This is a genomic window from Xanthomonas sp. AC360 (assembly GCF_979258225.1).
On record NZ_OZ409846.1, the window covers coordinates 3,215,381 to 3,231,136 of the forward strand.

The window sequence follows — 15,756 nt, forward strand, 5'->3', positions numbered from 1 at the left end:
AACATGCAGGAGGCTAATCATTGCGCTTCAGCTACAGGCCCCGGGAAATGTAGTTAGAGAACCCGGCCGGTGGTGCAACGTTTACGTCTGAGCAGGGGCTTGTTCGAGTTAGGGGCCATTGCAGCGTGAAATACACGGGGCGCCCCATTCCTGGGATGGCAGCAGCAATTTCGGACGCAGAGCTAGCATCGTTGTAGTACGACTCTCCAATGACGATGCCCTGCGGATATCTGATTCGAGCCAGTCCAGCATCAATCGCTCGCAGTTGCTGAGCCTCCGCCCCATAGAGGTGGAAATCCAGCACGTAGGGAGGATTCGCTCCATAGATTTCGGGCAGTACTGCGATGCGGTCTGCACTATTGGTCGGGATTGAAAAGCCGACAGTCTCTGACTGTCCGAAGACGTGACTGAAGTTCCACCAAAGCTTCGAGGCGTATTGCTTCCAGAGCGTTGATGAGCCCTGAGCTGGGACGCCTTCGTTGCCGAGGTCTACTAGGAACTTGACGTTGGCAGCACGCATGATTGGCATCAAGTTGAATATGAGGTTCCAGTTCTCTTGGAAGTACTCCTCATGCCAAGCAGTCCAAGTTGACCCTGTCCAGGTGTTAGGAGCGTTGTCGAGCAAGGGAAAAAACCCAACGATGATCTCGACGAAGCCGGCTTCCTTTGCTGCCTTCATTAGATTCAACAAGTTTTGACGCTGCTGCTCCGGAAGATTGCCGCCAGCTGATGGGATTATGGTGCCGGTATTCGCATTGCGTGCGTGAAATATTCCAATACGAAGGCGCTGCTGCCCATTGGCCGCCATCTCGGCCAGTTGTGCCTTAACCACGTCTTCTGCGACGTGATAATTCGCGACAACTCCATACGGCTCGCGGCTACAGCCTTCGATTCCGAACCAACCGTAATTCGAACCTCCTCGATATGGGGCGGCATCGGCTGCCGACGCAAGGCCAGCGATCAAAAGAGCAATGGCACATTTTCTAAACATGGTGTTCCTCCTTGAATGGAGGTGCGTTTTTAGCACGTGGAGTAGCGTTCCAGTGCGCCCCCATCATCAGACAGCCGCACTTTCGTGACCCATGGCCAAGACCAAGCCTCGGCGCCGTGGGGTGCTCACACCAGAGAAGCAGCGTTTTTTTGCTGAGTATCTGAAAGACCAGAACGCTAAGCAGGCCGCGATACGCGCCGGGTACAGCGAGAAGACCGCCAAGCAGCAAGGCTCGCTCCTACCGGCAGAACCTGCCGTGGCGGCAGCAGTACGCGCTGGGCAGAAGCGTGTGGTCACCAAAGCAGAAGTGACCGTCGACAGCCTGATGCTTGAGCAGGCGCGCCGCATGGCGCTGAAGGAGAACAGCCCAGCGCCGCGGTCACCGCCACGATGGGGAAGGGAAAGCTCGCCGGCCTTCTGGTGGAGAAGCGGCACCACACCGGGGCGATCGGCACCTACGACCTGAGCAAGATCACTGACGATGAACTCGACCGCCTTGAGCAGATCCTCGGTCCGCTTGCCGACGCTGGCGGAGATACGAGCGGAGAGGGCGCGGCGGGCGGCTGATCGTGAGCGGCATCGCATTGCCGAGGACGTCGAAGGCATCAGGGCGCGCTCGCAGTCGCTGGAAGGCGCCGCGCTTCTCGATGCGTCTGGTCACCGCCAGGAATTCGGGCGCTTCCAGTTCCGCCGCCAGCCGCGCGCCGATGTAGGGGAACACGTCGTTCGTGAACCATCCGACGACCTTAACGCGGTACCCATCCGCCCAGTTGCGCTTCTCCAGCCACTCGTTTGCGATCACCTCTAAGGTGTTGGCGCCAAGCACTGCGCGAGCAGCGGCTGCAGCTTTCTTGTGCTCGCCCGGGTCGATGCCCTGGGCCAGTAATTGGCGAGCCTCATCGCAGCGCTGGCGGGCGAGGGCCAGCGGCACGTCTGGGTAGACGCCGATAGCCAGCCGCTTCTCCTTACCCCCGAACCGATACTTCAAGCGCCACCAGCGCCCGCCCTTAGGCGAAAGCTCCAGATACAACCCGTCGCTGTCGTACATGCGTTGGGTCTTCGCGGCAGGTTTGGCGCGGCGTATCGCGAGATCTGTCAGTGGGGGCATCTTGTCGGCATGTGGGGGCAGGTGCCCCAAAATATGCCGCCAACGTCTCACAGGTTGATACGTTCACTAGCGCACCGTGGCGCACATAAAAAAGGCCGAGAACCCTTGTTTTACGGGGGTTCCCGGCCTTCTCCGGATCTTCAAGATCCGCTCATTGGTGGAGGTGGGCTCTACCGCCTATTAGCCGTAAGGCATTGAAGGGAAAGGCGTTGGCCTATCCCATTGGTGCAAGATGCCCCCACAGATACCCCCAGCTCAGGCGGTCTTGTCCCGCTGGGCGATTTGCTGGTTGATCCAGTCGGAAACCTCGGACTCGACCCAGACCGAGGATCTGCCGAGGTGAAGGGGCTGTGGGAAGGTCTTATCCCGGATGCGTGCTCTAATTCTGGATGTGACCGGCTATTAAGGGCTACCAAATTGCGAGGCGGAACCAGTTAGTTCCGCCTCGCGCCAAGAAAAGTTAAATGCCGGAGCCGATTACGAACTGCCAGTCATTAACTTTACCTAATGTCTCCGCAGTTGTAGGTACAGCCAGGAGTAGAGACTTGAACCCGTCGCGACGGTCGTAAACTAATACCTCCGCATGCGCATTGCTAGTGCGTACTGCATAGAGGTCAAGTCTTCCATCATGGTTGTAGTCGCCCATGCTGAAACTATAAGAGTTGTCGTTTCCTGTCACGCCTAGGCCGGTGCTAGCGTGAAGTTTGTATGTTGTGAATCCAGAGGTGCCACTAAGGATGTGCACTTCCGTAGTGTTCGATTGCCCCATCTTAGAAATAACATAGAGGTCCGGGCTAACGTCATCCTCCCACCCACCCATTGCGAAATCAAAAGAGTTATCGCTTCCTGTGGAGGCTAGGGCTGTCTCGAATTGGCCGTTAAAGCGAGTGTATTTTTCTTTGCCGTCAAGTATGTGAACTTCAGTCTTCCCCGCGCCCCCATTTTTTTTGATGACATAGATGTCGGGTATGTTGTCACGATCGCGATCAGCAAGCAGAAACTTGTAATCAGATCCTGTTCCCGTTTCGTGAAGTGGCGTAGGTATTTGGAGAAGGAAATTTTTCGGGTTTTTTCCGTCTATTACGTGGACTTCAGTTTTTCCTGACCCAGTGTTCGCTCTGCTAATAACGAAATAGTCTTCAGTGCCGTCTCCATTAAAGTCGGCAGTTCCAAATGTGTTCTTGCCGTCTGTTCCGCCTAAGTACATCGGCAGAGTTACTTCTGTTTTCTGTGAATAGTCGGCATCCCACCACAACTTGCTTACAGTCGTTGGGGCTGCTTTTTTGTCGAAGCCATAAATGAAGGGCGGTTCTAGTCTTTCGTAAAAGCATTCGCCGAACGCTATTGCGCTGAATCCAAGGCCAACTTGTCCGCTATTACTGTAGACGTTGTAGTTGTAGGCCACGCCATTGCCGTTGTAGCTTACCTTGCAATTCCGCTTCAAATTTGCTTCCGCAGCAGCCCTTGCCTGAACCGGTTGTTTTCCTGATCCTTCTCCACTCATGCCAGTGCTAAAACCCAATTTTGCGTGGCAGATCGGAGTGATAAGAAAAAGTGGCAGCAGCCAAGCCTTCCGTATGAGATCCATTTTATCCATGTCCTTGATGTGGCGTCGTCGCCGGGCGGCATGATAGCCGAACTTGCATGTTATGAGTCGTAGCACCCGCTAATAAAAAGGGGTGCGATCAATTCGATAGAGTGGCATCCGACTTTGTCCGGGCCTTCGATCTAGAGAGGTTGTATGAGTAAAGTTATCGAAAACATCACGTTCGGCACGCAGGCCAAGATTGTGTCGCCCCGCATCGAGATCCGATGGGGCCCGGTCACCAACGACGGGCCGGTCGAATTCCACCTCGAGCAAATGACGACAAAGCCGCATCCCGATGGCTGGACGCAGACACTGGAGCGTTTCTTCTTGCGTGTGCTAACAGTGCAGATCAGCGACTTGATCGGGCGCAGCTATGAAATCACCCCACCGGTCGCGACTGGGGTCGACCGGCGACTGGCAGTGCTGTGGAGGTGCCGGGCGAGACGGTCACCGAGCCTGGCGTGCATCTGCTTCTGGGCATCAAAGCGGCTACACGCGCTGCCTACGATGCAAACATCGCTGTACCAGATCCGGGAGCGGACCCAATCGCGCGCCACATCACGATCATCTGGAGCCCAATCACCGACAGCGGCACCGTCACGTTTCAAGTCGAAGACCGCGGCACGACTCTGGGTGTGTTAGCGGCGCCGATAGCTGACCTCGTCGCAATGGCATATACCATCCGCTATCCCGGATCTAACATGACCCTCGAGATGGACGGGTGGAAGCTGCACGCTTTGGTCAAGGCGTCAACCAACGCTGCAATTTACGCAGATTCGTTGGTGGCTAACTAATAACTTCAAGAAGCTGAAAATGCGGCACTGGGAGCATGAAGGCAACTACGCTCTCAGTGCCGCAACATTGGCGTTTGCTACTTGTTTTTCGAGGTGCCTACTTGAGGCTGCTGCCCTACGAGCTTAGTTACGATAGACCGTGCAGACACGTGTTTGACCAGCAGTCACGCATGCAATTCGCGTTACGCCACCGGCACCAACATTATTCATCTGTGCGCCGAGTGAACCCATGTAGCTTGCCATCCCTTCGAGGCTGTCGCCACCGGAACTTGTCCACTCGCCTTGGACTTGGTTAATGCTGTCCGGAATCAGCTGGCCGCCTGGAGTCCTCGCACTTCCGTTGAGGTATTCCCCGTTTGTCGCATCAAGAGAAATCTTGAAGTCGATGGAACTGCCGTCAGCCATTATCAGGCGAAAGGTAACACCTGCTTGCTGCTTAAGACCTAGCGGGGAAGCAGCGACGGCAAGGAGATCGGCCAGTGCAGTTGCCAGATTGGTTCCAACAACAGTGCTGTACACGCTATTGCTCGCGACGCCGGATGCCAGCATCGTCCGTAGATTGAAATCGCTCAGTACATCAATAGCAGTCTTAGTCTGTGCCGAAGGGACGTTCACGATTCCGACGGGAACATTGATGATTGGACGAAGCGTGTATCCGCCACTGACAAATACACGGTGAGCTCTATCTAACTCTGTGACAGCTTGGGGACTCGTTGCGACTCTAACTGGCGGCTGGGAAGCCGAACGTGTTGCCTTGGGTTTCTCACCGACTCTCCATGGATCAGTGCCCGCGTCTTGCTTTGGTACTTGCCAGGTTTGGACAGTGTTGTTGTATAAGTTGTACACGTTATGAGTGCCCTGTCCCTGGACGAGCGCTTGTTGCCGGATTTCGAGGTCAGTTGTGCACGTGTCACAGCGAAGGTTTGCGGCACTAACAGGCGCCGCATAAATGCCGCCTAAGACAAGAGCCAGCCCCAAGAATTGCTTAATCATTTGCACTTCTCCTTGTGATTGAGGCGGCAATATGGCCTATGCAAACCTTCTAGATTTGATGCTCGTCACATAAAGGGCTCCTTAGGAATTCACCTACAAGCCATTGCGGGTGAATCTGATTCAGCGCAGTCCATTGCTTGCCGATTTGGAAGTGAGCGTTTGTCACCAGCTTATGGTTTGCATTTCAAGCTCTGCAAAACCACTCTCGCAGTTGGTGTTAGATGCCTACGACCTTCCGCACGCCGGTGCGGTCCTGAAACTTGATGCTCCATGGAGTGATCAGATAGCCAGGACGGCGGTAGTAGATAGCCGGGACGTGGTCCTCGCGCGCGTCCTTTGCGATGCCGTTGACGAGCACATAGGGCGCGGTCGTCTTCGGTACCTCGCACCAATCCCGCCGCCCATCGGTCTTGAACGCGAGGCTGTAAGGGCCGAGAACCAGGTCCTGACCACATACAACGGTCCGTGACTGCAGAGAGGCAGCGCGGGCATGCGGCGAGATGCGCGCCACGAAAGCATCCAGCGTTTCGCCTGCAGCAGATGTCTCGCTGTATAGCTCGGTGGACTGGCCAAGCTTTACGGTCGGCATATCGGCTGCAAGGGCGGGAAGGGTGGCACCGAACAGCGCCAGTGCGGCAGTTGCCAGTACTGGATGCATTACGTTCTCCGGATCATGTGCACCGGCCTCTGCCAGCGGCGCGAGTTCATCTCGTCGCACCATCAATAGGCAGCGGAACAACTCCGGGGAAAACGTTCATTTGAGCTATGCCTGCACGCCTACCCAATTCGGATAAATCCGATACGGCACTGCGGCGCTGCCCTGTATGTGAAATCCCATATCGCTGCCAAGCTACTCATGCCTGTCGCGGAGCCAAGAAGGCTGCTCAACTAGATGAAGCCGTCCATGATCGCTGTCGCTTCGGCATGGAACGCATACAGCAGTTCGGCTTCGAACTGATCGAGCAGCTCCAGCGGCTCAGTGGCGCAGGCCAGCCGATGCTGTAGTTGTTCGAACAGGGTGGGCGTGCTGGTGTCCATGAGAGCCAGTCTAAGGGGCCTCATCTCAAGGGGTGAGACGGCCCGGCCGATACTGGCCACATGGACAGAGCCCAACTGCGAACCCATCTGGAACATCTCGACGCCGCGGTGCCCGCGCTGCTAAAAAGCAGCCCTGACCATTGCCAGTTTTGGCAGGCCTTCGCCGGCATAGCTGACGCGATCGAAGCGGGTGCCGTCACCGAAAGCGATGCCCAATTTGTTATCCGGCGACTCGATGAGATCCGGGCTTGGCACCGTCTCGAAGATGCCCGCTGCGAATAGGAGGATCACCCGTGCCATCACGATCTGCATACCGCGCAGCGCTCCGACGATCTCAGGATCTGGACGTCATTGCTCCCGAAGGCGTGATGCTGCCGGACCTGCCTCTCGTTATAAACTGGCACAACACCGTCGTCGGCGAGAACATCAACCGGGACGAATAGGATCTGTTGCGTGTCGGTCCAGGGGGTGCCGATGTCCTCCAAGGGTCCGGCGTAATCAGACGGGGGGCGCTGATGTGTGGCTGACGATCGCGGGAAGCCCAGTGATACCGCCGCCGGTAACTCTCCCGATCGCTCAGGTTCTCGATGTGGCGACCAAGTTCGCGCGCAGTTTGGCCCGTTAGTTCAGAGACTCCGCCTTGGTCCGTCCAGGCCCGTCCCACGCCGTCCCACGCCGTCCCAATTTGCGCATTTTGCCCTAAAGTTCAGGGCAGCCAGGCCGAAGCTGAAAGGAAGAAGGGAAACGTGAAGGCTCATTCGCGCATCTAAGTGTTTGACCAAAAACGTTAATTTGAGTCTATTGATGTTGTGAGACTGAGTCGTTGCTATTTTTTTCTAAGCGAGCTAGCAGATGAGAGTCTTTTTCAGCAACATGCGCCGCAAGCGTTTTGCTTTCCTAATCAGCAATAGACCACACACGTGGCTCGGCTTGATCTCGGAATGATCGGAGACTGTATGAATTGTTTGAGCGCACTACATCTTGGGAGTGAGAAGGACCTTCTCGCGATCAGCAAGTATGCGCAGGCTCAGGTCCGTGATCTGCAGCTGCTTCGCGACATTGATGAAACTTGCCTTGCACTTCAGGAAGATAGGTATGCCTTCAACAGGCTCCTGCTGCTGGTGAATTCGATGATCGAATCCGCTGGCAAGGCCAAGAGGGTGATTCCGGCAGAGACCATTAGCGTCATTGACTCGCTCGGTGATTCTCTTATGGCTCATGCAGTTTTGCTTAAGAAGGGCTTGTTTGGAGCGAAAGCTGACCGTCAGTTGCGTCCCGATGACGGAGTCCACGATGCTTTTTTTGAGGCCATTGCTTCATTGAGTGACCTACATGAAGCCGTTGAGGACTTCAGGCTAGTGGTGCTTCATCACAATGCGTTGCTTGACGAAAGCGACCCGGGTCCAGTGCTCGCCGATGCGGACAGCATCAGGGCATATCTTGCTGCCCTGTGACGCTTCGGATCACGGATGTTCAGTTAGGTAAGCAGACCTTTCGGAACGATTTTCGAGCCTTGCCTGAGGATGCTAAAACGGCGTTCAGTGAGCGCATCCCGACCTTGCTTACACATCCAAGTGCAAGCAAGCTCCGCTTACACGATCTCTCTGGCATTAAGCCGAAGATTTACAAGATTGACGTAACGTCGAGTGGCAAGATGTATCAGGCAACGTTCCACCTGGTCGGGTCAACCGCCGTCTTCTTGCGAGTGGCAATTCACAAAGAGATTGACCGTCGTCCAGGCTGAGCAGTGCTAGTAGATGTTGTTAAAGGCCGAGAACGCCTAGAGGGCCGGTACAGCCTTACTGATGGAAGTGAGTGCCCTCAGTTCTTCCAGATAGTCGGCCCATCTCTGCATCATGCGCACTCGCTCGGCGAGGTGGGTCGTGCGGTTGTAGGCCCGGCCGTTGGGATCCTTCACCGCACGCGCCAGCTGGTGCTCGATGATGTCCGGTCGAAAGCCCAGGATCTCGTCCAGGATGGTACGCGCCGTCGCGCTGAAGCCGTGCCCCGTCACTGCGCCGACCCCGTAGCCCATGCGATGCAATGCGGCGTTCACCGCGTTATCCGACATCGGCCGTAGCTTCGTCCTTGTGTTGGGAAATAGGTAGCGACCGTCTCCGGTGAGCCGCTGCAGATCGGCCATGACCGCCAGCGCCTGGCGCGGGAGCGGCACGACGTGGGGCTGCCGCATCTTCATCTTGTCAGCGGGGATGTTCCGCCGCGCGCCCTCGATGTCGAACTCCGCCCATTCGGCCTGCCGCAGCTCGCCGGGCCGCACGAACAGCAGCGGAGCCAATACGAGAGCGCAGCGCGTGACGTGGCTGCCCTTATAGCCGTCCATGGCGCGCAGGAGAGGCCTCAGCTCGTCCGGATCGGTCACTGCCGGCAGGTGGCGCTCAGGTGTCGGCTTCAACGCGCCGCGCAGGTCAGCTACTGGGTTGCGGCTGGCGCGCCCGGTTGCGATGGCGTACCGCATGACCTGGCCGCAGTTCTGCATGATCCGATGCGCCGACTCGAAGGCGCCGCGCTTCTCGATGCGTCTGGCTACTGCCAGGAATTCGGGCGCATCCAGTTCCGCCGCCGGCCGCGCGCCGATGTAGGGGAACACCTCGTTCGTGAACCATCCGACGAACTTAACGCGGTACCCATCCACCCAGTTGCGCTTCTCCAGCCACTCGTTGGCGATCACCTCGAAGGTGTTGGCGCCAAGCACTGCGCGAGCAGCGGCTGCAGCCTTCTTGTGCTCTCCCGGGTCGATGCCCTGGGCCAGAAGTTGATGAGCTTCATCGCGGCGCTGGCGGGCGAGGGCCAGAGGAACCTCGGGATAGATGCCGACGGCCAGCAGCTTCTCTTTGCCTGCGAAGCGGTACTTCCAGCGTCAGTAGCGCCCACCGTTCACGGCGACCATCAGATACAAGCCTCCGCCATCTGAAAGCTTCTGCGGTCGGTCGGCGGGCTTGGCACGGCGTATTGCGAGGTCGGTGAGGGGCATTGGGGGTATCTGGGACGGCCGGTGAGCGAGGTACCCCAAGATACCCCCAACGTCCCACAGATTGATACGTTCACTAGCGCACCATGGCGCACATAAAAAAAGCCGAGAACCCTTGTTTTACGGGGGTTCCCGGCCTTCTCCGGATCTTCAAGATCCGCTCATTGGTGGAGGTGGGCGGAATCGAACCGCCGTCCGGAAGCACTCCATCCCCGGCACTACATGCTTATCCCTCCGTTAGATCTCATCCCCAGGCAGCACGGCGGGCAAAGCGCACCTGGAAACCAGCCTGCTTGATTTAGCCGGTAGCTGACAGGCAGCCACCACCGGCGGTTCCGTGATAATGACCCTACATCTACGAGCACGGGCACAAGTAGTTTCGGGGGTTCGCCTTAGGCGGCTGTAGAACTACAACTAAAGCCAATTAAGCGGCGATAGCGAAGTCCGAACCGTAGTTGTCGTCGTTGGCAACTAAAAGTTTGCTGCTGGATTAACGAGGAAAGCTGCCCCCTCGGCATGCGCCAAGCGACTTCGCGACCCCCGTCGAAACCAGTGCACCCCCGGGGAAAGCATCAAACGCTGACGTGGTCAGTGTAGGGATCGGCGCGCCCTGTCACAAGTGGTGAGATGGACAGCGCTTACAGTGGCTTCAGTCCTACCGGACCGAACAGTCTGTAAACGAAGGAGCGAAGCGATGGCGACAGGTAAGCCCCCACGTCCACGTTCGACACGTGCAGCACCGCGCCCGGCCACTGCAATTGCCAAGCAGCCGGCACGGCCGCAACAGAAGCGCGCGCCTAGGTCAGGCGCACAAGCCGCCGCGGCAGCCCGCGTGCAGGGGAAGGCGCGCACCGTGATCTACATCCACGGCATCGGCAACAAGCCGCCGGCCGAAGTATTGCGTTGTCAGTGGGACAAGGCGTTGTTCGGGCGTCCGATGGGCGAGCGCACCCGGCTGGCGTACTGGGTCAATCGCGAGCGCTATCCGGTGGCAGAGCCCGGCAATTGCGATGGTCGCGATGTGGGGCCGGCGCTCAACCAGAGCGTGCAGCGTGCATTGAGTACGCTCGGCCTGGTGCCGGGCGGGCAGGATCTGCACGTGCTCGCCGATGCGTTGGCACAGAGTGATCAGGAGCGGGCCGACCTGCATCGTTTGCTCGACGAACTGGAGACGGCGAGCGCACCCGGCAGCGTGCAGGCAAAGGGCCCGATCGATGCGATCAACCGCGTGCTGCTGCGGCTAATCTCTGCGGCGTTGCTGCAGGACGTGCATGACCTGTTCTTCGTGCCCGAGCGTGCGGCAGCGATGCGCGACAGCCTGACCCAGCGGCTGCGTGCAGGCGGCGGGCCGTTCGTGGTGGTCGCGCATAGTCAGGGCTCGATGATCGCCTACGACGTGCTGCGGCAGCTTGAGGCGGCCGACTGCGAGGTGACGCTGTTCCTGACCGTGGGGTCGCCGCTCGGGTTACCGCAGGTGCGCAGCATGTTCAAGCGCTGGACCGGCACCCGCAAGCTGCCGTTCCCGGCGTGCGTGCAGCAGTGGATCAACGTCGCCGAGACGCGCGACCCGATCGCGCTGGACCCGGATCTCACCGATGACATCGCCAATGCGAAGGGGCGTTTCGAAAACATTGCCGGGGCGCGGATCAATCCCGACTGGCAGCACAACCCGCATTCGGGCTCGGGCTATCTGTCGATCCCGCAGGTACGCGCAGCGGTGCGTCAGGCGGTGGGTATGGGCTTCGATCAGCCGGTGTCCAATGCGGTGTTGATCAAGGACCTCAGCGAGCAGCTCGAAGCGCACGGCCCAGAGCATCGGCATGAAGTCCTGATCGAACTGGACCGGCGGCTCGCCGGCAACGATCCGGCCGGGGTGCGCGCGGTGCTAGTGCGCCATCTGCGCGAAGTCGCTGCGCGCAGCACCGGCCTGGAGGGCGACGCATTGGATGAGGCGATCGAACTGGAGGACGGGTTGCAGCGCTTCGTGTCCGCGCGCCTGACCCGCTTCGAAATCGAATCGCTGCAGAATCGCTACCGCGCGCTGGGATTTCGCAGGGTGTGGCGCGATGCCGGCAAGCGCGCGCTGATTCACATCTCAGGCAACGTGCTGCATGCCGATGCAGCACGCAATGCCTATCGTGCGCGCGGGCAGCAGATCGGATGGGCGGTGCTGGACACCGGTATCGCCGCCAGCCACCCGCATTTCTTCGTCAAAGGCCAGCGCGACAATGTGGTGGCGCAATGGGATTGCACCCGGCGCGGTGCGCCCAAGCGTTTGACGCGCGCCGATGGCGATGCGTTTGCCCGGCTCGATCGGCACGGCCACGGCACCCACATCGCCGGGATCATTGCCGGCCACTGCCAGGCGACGCTGCCGGATGCGCAGGGCAAGCCCGGCCCGCTGCTGGAATTTGCCGGCATGGCGCCGGACGCGCAGCTGTATGGCTTCAAGGTGCTGGACGACGCCGGCGATGGGCGCGATTCGTGGATGATCAAGGCCGTGCAGCAGGTGGCTGCCATCAACGAGCGCGCAGGCGAGCTGGTGATCCATGGGGTGAATCTGAGCCTGGGCGGCTATTTCGACCCGGAAAGCTATGGCTGCGGCTTTACGCCACTCTGCAACGAGTTGCGGCGGCTATGGCGGCAGGGTGTGCTGGTGGTGGTGGCTGCCGGCAACGAAGGGCTGGCCTGGTTGATGGGCAAGGATGGCGATGCCTATCCGGCCAACATGGATCTGTCGATCAGCGACCCGGGCAATCTGGAAGAGGCCATCGTGGTCGGCTCGGTGCACAAGAGCAGCCCGCACAATTACGGCGTGTCGTATTTTTCTTCGCGCGGCCCCACCGCCGACGGCCGCGGCAAGCCCGACGTGGTGGCGCCCGGCGAAAAAATCGTCTCGGCGTATTACGACTTCGACCCCAAAAATCCGGCCAGCCTGATGGTGGAAATGAGCGGCACCAGCATGGCCGCGCCGCACGTCTCTGGCGTGCTGGCCGGCTTTCTGTCGGCACGCCGCGAGTTCATCGGCTTCCCGGACCGGGTCAAGCAATTGATGCTCGACACCTGCACCGATCTGGAACGCGATCGCTACGTGCAGGGCAGGGGAGTGCCGAATTTGATGCGGATGCTTGGCGCGACCTGAGGAATCGGGAGTGGGGAATCGGGAATCGTCAAAGCTGAGATGCCGCGCACTGAGCCAGTTTGTGCTCTGGCAGAAGCTAAATTAAGCCCGAAGCAGGCAGCAGACCCGCTCTTGCGATTCCCCACTCCCGATTCCCGATTCACGCATCTCGGTTGTGCCGCCGCATCACGCGCTGCTTGTCGCGCTGCCAGTCGCGGTCCTTGGCGGCATCGCGCTTGTCGTGATTCTGCTTGCCCTTGGCGAGCGCGATTTCCAGCTTGACCTTGTTGCTGCTCCAGTACAGCGCGGTTGGCACCAGGGTGTAGCCCTCGCGCTCCACGCGGGTGAGCACCTTGTCGATTTCGCTCCGGTGCAGCAGCAACTTGCGGTCGCGACGTTCCACCGGCACGGTGTGGGTGGAGGCCTGGATCAGCGGGGTGATTTGCGCGCCGATCAGGTAAATCTCGCCGGAGCGTACATACGCGTAACCGTCGACGATGTTGGCGCGGCCGGCGCGGATCGCCTTGATTTCCCAGCCCTGCAGCGCCAGACCGGCTTCATAGCGCTCTTCCAGGTGGTATTCGTGGCGCGCACGCTTGTTCAGCGCGATGGTTTTCGTGGCCTTCGCGCCGTTTGCTTTATCCTTGGATGGTTGCTTGCTCATGACGCCATTGTCGCCGATTCGGCGTCGTCAAACGATCTTCCGTCTTTCACAAGTTAGCGAATGCCTACCATCCGTCGCAGCGCACTGGTCGAACACAGCACCTCCCGCATGTTCGATCTGGTCAATGATGTCGCCGCCTATCCGCGCCGCTTCGGCTGGTGCGACGCTGCCCATGTGCTGGAGCAGGACGATGCGCATATCGTGGCGCGCCTGGATCTGGGCCTGGGCTCGTTCCGCACCTGGTTCACCACCGAGAACATGCTCGAGCGGCCCGAACGCATCGTGATGCATCTGCGCGATGGCCCGTTCAAGCGCCTGGAAGGCTTGTGGGAGTTTCAATCGCTGGGCGACAACGCGTGCAAGGTGAGTCTGACCCTGGAAGTGGAAACCAGCTCGCGCTTGCTGGGGCCGGCACTGGCGCTGGGATTTCAGGGTCTGGCCGATCGTATGGTTAACGATTTCGTGCGGGTCGCCGATCGCGGCGACGTGTGACCGTGCAGGTTGAAGTCGTCCTGGCCTGGCCGGATCGCTACAGCGCGGTGTTGCTGGATCTGCCGGAGGGCGCAACGGTCGCCGAGGCAGCGGCGGCATCTGGCCTCATGCAACAGAACGCATCCGCAGCGATCGCCATCCATGGTGTCGTGGCGCGCCCGGATCAGGTGTTGCGCGCGGGCGACCGGGTCGAGCTGCTCAGGCCGCTGCTGCTGGACCCGAAAGAAGCGCGTCGCCGCCGGGCTGCGTCTGCTGCGAAGGCCGATCCCGCTAGCTAATGACCGGATCTGGCCGCATCAGCCGGGCAGAAGCCATTGAGCGAACTCTTCCGGCAAGGGCGCCATCGCAGTTTTTGCGTTGCGGTGTTCGACGTCGTGCTGTGCTGGCTGCAATCGGCTTCGATGCGGAAGTGAACGCGCAAAAACGGGCTTCGAGCGAATTTCGCTCTGCTCTGCTCTGCACGGCGCCAGACGGACGCGGCGCCTGCTTGAGGCCATACAGTATCGAACGCTGCCATCCGCGCACTGCGCCAAGCATGCGCGTTGCCGGCGTAGGCAAGTGCGCGGCAGTTGGCAGGCCGAGTGCAATGGTCCGAGCGGACAATCCAAGCGGATAAAGGGAAGAGCAAAAAGCCGGCATCGATGGCCGGCTTTCAGGCGTTGCGGGTGGTCAGACGATCGCGCGATCGCCGACCGAACGCATCAACGGCCGCGCTGCTTCTTCTTGTCGCGCGCCAGGTTGCGGCCGAACTGCTTGGGTGCCGACTTGGCCAGCTGCTCGTCCTGCGAGGGGAAGTAGTCGCCTTCCCAGCGCGCCACCTGATCGTTCTCGAAGAACACGGTGAAATTCTTGACATCGGTACGCGCCAGGCGATCGACGCGCTGGGTGGACGTGTAGTCCCAACGCTGCGCATGGAACGGGTCGGGAATCGACGGAGTACCCAGCAACGCGCTGACCTGCTGCTTGCTCTGGCCGACCTGCAGTTGCTCCACGGCATTCTGTTTGATCAGATTGCCCTGGTAGATCGGCTGCTTGTAAATGATGCCGCAGCCAGCGGTGGAAAGAGCAACGGCGGCGACCAGCAGGAGATTGCGCATCGGGGAATAAGTGCTGAGGAAATCACGCCGATGATACACTCCCGCCGGTCGCCGCGACCCGTTTGATGGCAGCTGGCGCTAAATCGCCAATGAACGGAGAACATATGGAAACCCACGACCTGCGCAAAGTTGGGCTCAAGGTGACCCATCCGCGCATGCGGATCCTGGAATTGCTCGAGCAGAAGAGCAGTCATCATCACCTCAGCGCAGAAGACATTTATCGGCAGCTGCTCGATCACGGCGACGAGATCGGGCTGGCAACGGTGTATCGCGTGCTGACCCAGTTCGAGGCCGCCGGTCTGGTGCTCAAGCACAATTTCGAAGGCGGCCAGGCCGTGTACGAGCTGGATCGCGGCGGCCACCACGACCATATGGTCGATGTGGACACCGGCCACGTCATCGAATTCGAAAGCGAAGAGATCGAGGCACTGCAGCGTCAGATTGCCGCCAAGCACGGCTATGAGCTGGAAGAGCATTCGCTGGTGCTGTACGTGCGTAAAAAGCGGCCGCGCTAAGCGCGCGTCATCGCGTACGGCAACGACAAGGCGGCTTCGGCCGCTTTGTGCGTTTTTAGGTGCAGTTCGTGATGATTCGCTGGCGTCTGTGTGCTCCCATCCGCCCTTCTGGCACATGCGGGTGAAGCGCGCTGGCGGAGCGCTTTCCTGGGCGGACTCGCTGCCAGTCCTGCAGAGCAAAGTCCGCGTCTGGGAGCCGGTGACAAAAGGGAGCGAGCAGTGATCAGGCGGGTGTGGGCGGCGCGCTCAGAACCGGAGTGGGCATGTGTCAATGCCACACCGAGCACCAAGCACCAAGCACCAAGCACCAACACCAAGCACTGGCAGCGCCTGCCTGGCGGTGAGCGCAGTCAAGGTTGCCAGCCG

Annotated in this window: 18 protein-coding genes, 2 other RNA genes and 1 pseudogene; 8 read left to right on the plus strand and 13 right to left on the minus strand. The window is 59.5% G+C overall.

Annotated features, from left to right (window positions below; translation table 11 throughout):
- Window positions 1-31: 31 nt before the first annotated feature.
- Window positions 32-991 carry a hypothetical protein gene (locus ACZZ0O_RS13915; protein WP_463591044.1) on the minus strand — a complete coding sequence of 320 codons (960 nt, stop codon included), beginning with the start codon at window positions 989-991 and terminating at the stop codon, window positions 32-34.
- A 91-nt stretch (window positions 992-1,082) separates the two neighbouring features.
- On the opposite strand from ACZZ0O_RS13915, the gene ACZZ0O_RS13920 reads away from it, so the two are divergent.
- Window positions 1,083-1,457, plus strand: coding sequence for a terminase small subunit (locus tag ACZZ0O_RS13920; protein ID WP_463591045.1), 375 nt, complete (start codon window positions 1,083-1,085; stop codon window positions 1,455-1,457).
- A 6-nt stretch (window positions 1,458-1,463) separates the two neighbouring features.
- Here the strand turns inward: ACZZ0O_RS13920 and ACZZ0O_RS13925 are convergent, their stop codons facing one another.
- The 3 genes from ACZZ0O_RS13925 to ACZZ0O_RS13935 all read right to left on the minus strand — a co-directional run bounded on the left by ACZZ0O_RS13925 (window position 1,464) and on the right by ACZZ0O_RS13935 (window position 3,603).
- Complete coding sequence (locus tag ACZZ0O_RS13925) at window positions 1,464-2,099, minus strand: tyrosine-type recombinase/integrase (protein WP_463591046.1); 636 nt, start codon at window positions 2,097-2,099, stop codon at window positions 1,464-1,466.
- 255 nt (window positions 2,100-2,354) lie between these two features.
- On the minus strand, window positions 2,355-2,483 hold the full coding sequence (locus ACZZ0O_RS13930; protein WP_463592452.1) for a helix-turn-helix transcriptional regulator: 129 nt from the start codon (window positions 2,481-2,483) through the stop codon (window positions 2,355-2,357).
- A gap of 76 nt (window positions 2,484-2,559) precedes the next feature.
- Window positions 2,560-3,603: an FG-GAP repeat domain-containing protein gene (locus tag ACZZ0O_RS13935; RefSeq protein WP_463591047.1), complete on the minus strand. Its 1,044-nt coding sequence runs from the start codon at window positions 3,601-3,603 to the stop codon at window positions 2,560-2,562.
- A gap of 545 nt (window positions 3,604-4,148) precedes the next feature.
- Here ACZZ0O_RS13935 and ACZZ0O_RS13940 point away from each other — a divergent pair.
- Window positions 4,149-4,481 carry a hypothetical protein gene (locus ACZZ0O_RS13940; protein ID WP_463591048.1) on the plus strand — a complete coding sequence of 111 codons (333 nt, stop codon included), beginning with the start codon at window positions 4,149-4,151 and terminating at the stop codon, window positions 4,479-4,481.
- A 123-nt stretch (window positions 4,482-4,604) separates the two neighbouring features.
- Here ACZZ0O_RS13940 and ACZZ0O_RS13945 read toward each other — a convergent pair whose 3' ends face one another.
- From ACZZ0O_RS13945 to ACZZ0O_RS13955, 3 genes are all read right to left on the minus strand, one after another.
- Window positions 4,605-5,474, minus strand: a complete 870-nt coding sequence (locus ACZZ0O_RS13945) for a hypothetical protein (RefSeq protein ID WP_463591049.1) — start codon at window positions 5,472-5,474, stop codon at window positions 4,605-4,607.
- Window positions 5,475-5,691: 217 nt separating this feature from the next.
- Complete coding sequence (locus ACZZ0O_RS13950) at window positions 5,692-6,132, minus strand: hypothetical protein (protein ID WP_463591050.1); 441 nt, start codon at window positions 6,130-6,132, stop codon at window positions 5,692-5,694.
- A 230-nt stretch (window positions 6,133-6,362) separates the two neighbouring features.
- Entirely contained in the window at window positions 6,363-6,512 is a 150-nt protein-coding gene (locus tag ACZZ0O_RS13955) for a hypothetical protein (RefSeq protein ID WP_463591051.1), read from the minus strand.
- A 60-nt stretch (window positions 6,513-6,572) separates the two neighbouring features.
- On the opposite strand from ACZZ0O_RS13955, the gene ACZZ0O_RS13960 reads away from it, so the two are divergent.
- Window positions 6,573-6,794, plus strand: a complete 222-nt coding sequence (locus tag ACZZ0O_RS13960; RefSeq protein ID WP_463591052.1) for a hypothetical protein — start codon at window positions 6,573-6,575, stop codon at window positions 6,792-6,794.
- 674 nt (window positions 6,795-7,468) lie between these two features.
- Window positions 7,469-7,966 carry a hypothetical protein gene (locus tag ACZZ0O_RS13965; RefSeq protein WP_463591053.1) on the plus strand — a complete coding sequence of 166 codons (498 nt, stop codon included), beginning with the start codon at window positions 7,469-7,471 and terminating at the stop codon, window positions 7,964-7,966.
- A 326-nt stretch (window positions 7,967-8,292) separates the two neighbouring features.
- Here ACZZ0O_RS13965 and ACZZ0O_RS13970 read toward each other — a convergent pair whose 3' ends face one another.
- The 3 genes and pseudogenes from ACZZ0O_RS13970 to ssrA all read right to left on the minus strand — a co-directional run bounded on the left by ACZZ0O_RS13970 (window position 8,293) and on the right by ssrA (window position 10,063).
- Window positions 8,293-9,225, minus strand: a complete 933-nt coding sequence (locus tag ACZZ0O_RS13970; protein ID WP_463591054.1) for a tyrosine-type recombinase/integrase — start codon at window positions 9,223-9,225, stop codon at window positions 8,293-8,295.
- Between the two features lie 75 nt (window positions 9,226-9,300).
- Window positions 9,301-9,357, minus strand: a pseudogene (locus ACZZ0O_RS13975) (hypothetical protein); the annotation flags it as partial.
- 309 nt (window positions 9,358-9,666) lie between these two features.
- Window positions 9,667-10,063, minus strand: a transfer-messenger RNA (tmRNA) gene (ssrA, locus tag ACZZ0O_RS13980).
- Between the two features lie 132 nt (window positions 10,064-10,195).
- Between ssrA and ACZZ0O_RS13985 the strand changes: the two genes are divergently transcribed.
- Window positions 10,196-12,643 (plus strand): S8 family peptidase, encoded by a 2,448-nt coding sequence (locus ACZZ0O_RS13985; protein ID WP_463591055.1) that lies wholly within the window; start codon window positions 10,196-10,198, stop codon window positions 12,641-12,643.
- Window positions 12,644-12,782: 139 nt separating this feature from the next.
- Here ACZZ0O_RS13985 and smpB read toward each other — a convergent pair whose 3' ends face one another.
- The gene (gene smpB, locus ACZZ0O_RS13990) at window positions 12,783-13,286 is read right to left on the minus strand and encodes an SsrA-binding protein SmpB (protein ID WP_055844930.1); all 504 of its coding nucleotides are present in this window, start codon (window positions 13,284-13,286) and stop codon (window positions 12,783-12,785) included.
- 60 nt (window positions 13,287-13,346) lie between these two features.
- Here smpB and ACZZ0O_RS13995 point away from each other — a divergent pair, with 60 nt between their 5' ends.
- On the plus strand, window positions 13,347-13,778 hold the full coding sequence (locus tag ACZZ0O_RS13995) for a type II toxin-antitoxin system RatA family toxin (protein ID WP_055844927.1): 432 nt from the start codon (window positions 13,347-13,349) through the stop codon (window positions 13,776-13,778).
- A 2-nt stretch (window positions 13,779-13,780) separates the two neighbouring features.
- Entirely contained in the window at window positions 13,781-14,056 is a 276-nt protein-coding gene (locus tag ACZZ0O_RS14000) for an RnfH family protein (RefSeq protein WP_115553425.1), read from the plus strand.
- Window positions 14,057-14,479: 423 nt separating this feature from the next.
- Here the strand turns inward: ACZZ0O_RS14000 and ACZZ0O_RS14005 are convergent, their stop codons facing one another.
- Complete coding sequence (locus ACZZ0O_RS14005; protein ID WP_055844921.1) at window positions 14,480-14,875, minus strand: outer membrane protein assembly factor BamE; 396 nt, start codon at window positions 14,873-14,875, stop codon at window positions 14,480-14,482.
- Between the two features lie 104 nt (window positions 14,876-14,979).
- Between ACZZ0O_RS14005 and fur the strand changes: the two genes are divergently transcribed.
- Window positions 14,980-15,390 carry a ferric iron uptake transcriptional regulator gene (fur, locus tag ACZZ0O_RS14010; protein ID WP_055844918.1) on the plus strand — a complete coding sequence of 137 codons (411 nt, stop codon included), beginning with the start codon at window positions 14,980-14,982 and terminating at the stop codon, window positions 15,388-15,390.
- A 197-nt stretch (window positions 15,391-15,587) separates the two neighbouring features.
- Here the strand turns inward: fur and ACZZ0O_RS14015 are convergent.
- Window positions 15,588-15,655, minus strand: a non-coding RNA gene (locus tag ACZZ0O_RS14015) — sX9 sRNA.
- Between the last annotated feature and the right edge of the window lie 101 nt (window positions 15,656-15,756).

What these genes read in the sequence shown, in the direction of transcription:
- ACZZ0O_RS13915 (WP_463591044.1), bottom strand. Translation starts at nt 991, where the DNA reads ATGTTTAGAAAATGTGCCATTGCTCTTTTGATCGCTGGCCTTGCGTCG.
- ACZZ0O_RS13920 (WP_463591045.1), top strand. Translation starts at nt 1,083, where the DNA reads ATGGCCAAGACCAAGCCTCGGCGCCGTGGGGTGCTCACACCAGAGAAG.
- ACZZ0O_RS13925 (WP_463591046.1), bottom strand. Translation starts at nt 2,099, where the DNA reads ATGCCCCCACTGACAGATCTCGCGATACGCCGCGCCAAACCTGCCGCG.
- ACZZ0O_RS13935 (WP_463591047.1), bottom strand. Translation starts at nt 3,603, where the DNA reads ATGAGTGGAGAAGGATCAGGAAAACAACCGGTTCAGGCAAGGGCTGCT.
- ACZZ0O_RS13945 (WP_463591049.1), bottom strand. Translation starts at nt 5,474, where the DNA reads ATGATTAAGCAATTCTTGGGGCTGGCTCTTGTCTTAGGCGGCATTTAT.
- ACZZ0O_RS13950 (WP_463591050.1), bottom strand. Translation starts at nt 6,132, where the DNA reads ATGCATCCAGTACTGGCAACTGCCGCACTGGCGCTGTTCGGTGCCACC.
- ACZZ0O_RS13955 (WP_463591051.1), bottom strand. Translation starts at nt 6,512, where the DNA reads ATGGACACCAGCACGCCCACCCTGTTCGAACAACTACAGCATCGGCTG.
- ACZZ0O_RS13960 (WP_463591052.1), top strand. Translation starts at nt 6,573, where the DNA reads ATGGACAGAGCCCAACTGCGAACCCATCTGGAACATCTCGACGCCGCG.
- ACZZ0O_RS13965 (WP_463591053.1), top strand. Translation starts at nt 7,469, where the DNA reads ATGAATTGTTTGAGCGCACTACATCTTGGGAGTGAGAAGGACCTTCTC.
- ACZZ0O_RS13985 (WP_463591055.1), top strand. Translation starts at nt 10,196, where the DNA reads ATGGCGACAGGTAAGCCCCCACGTCCACGTTCGACACGTGCAGCACCG.
- smpB (WP_055844930.1), bottom strand. Translation starts at nt 13,286, where the DNA reads ATGAGCAAGCAACCATCCAAGGATAAAGCAAACGGCGCGAAGGCCACG.
- ACZZ0O_RS13995 (WP_055844927.1), top strand. Translation starts at nt 13,347, where the DNA reads ATGCCTACCATCCGTCGCAGCGCACTGGTCGAACACAGCACCTCCCGC.
- ACZZ0O_RS14005 (WP_055844921.1), bottom strand. Translation starts at nt 14,875, where the DNA reads ATGCGCAATCTCCTGCTGGTCGCCGCCGTTGCTCTTTCCACCGCTGGC.
- fur (WP_055844918.1), top strand. Translation starts at nt 14,980, where the DNA reads ATGGAAACCCACGACCTGCGCAAAGTTGGGCTCAAGGTGACCCATCCG.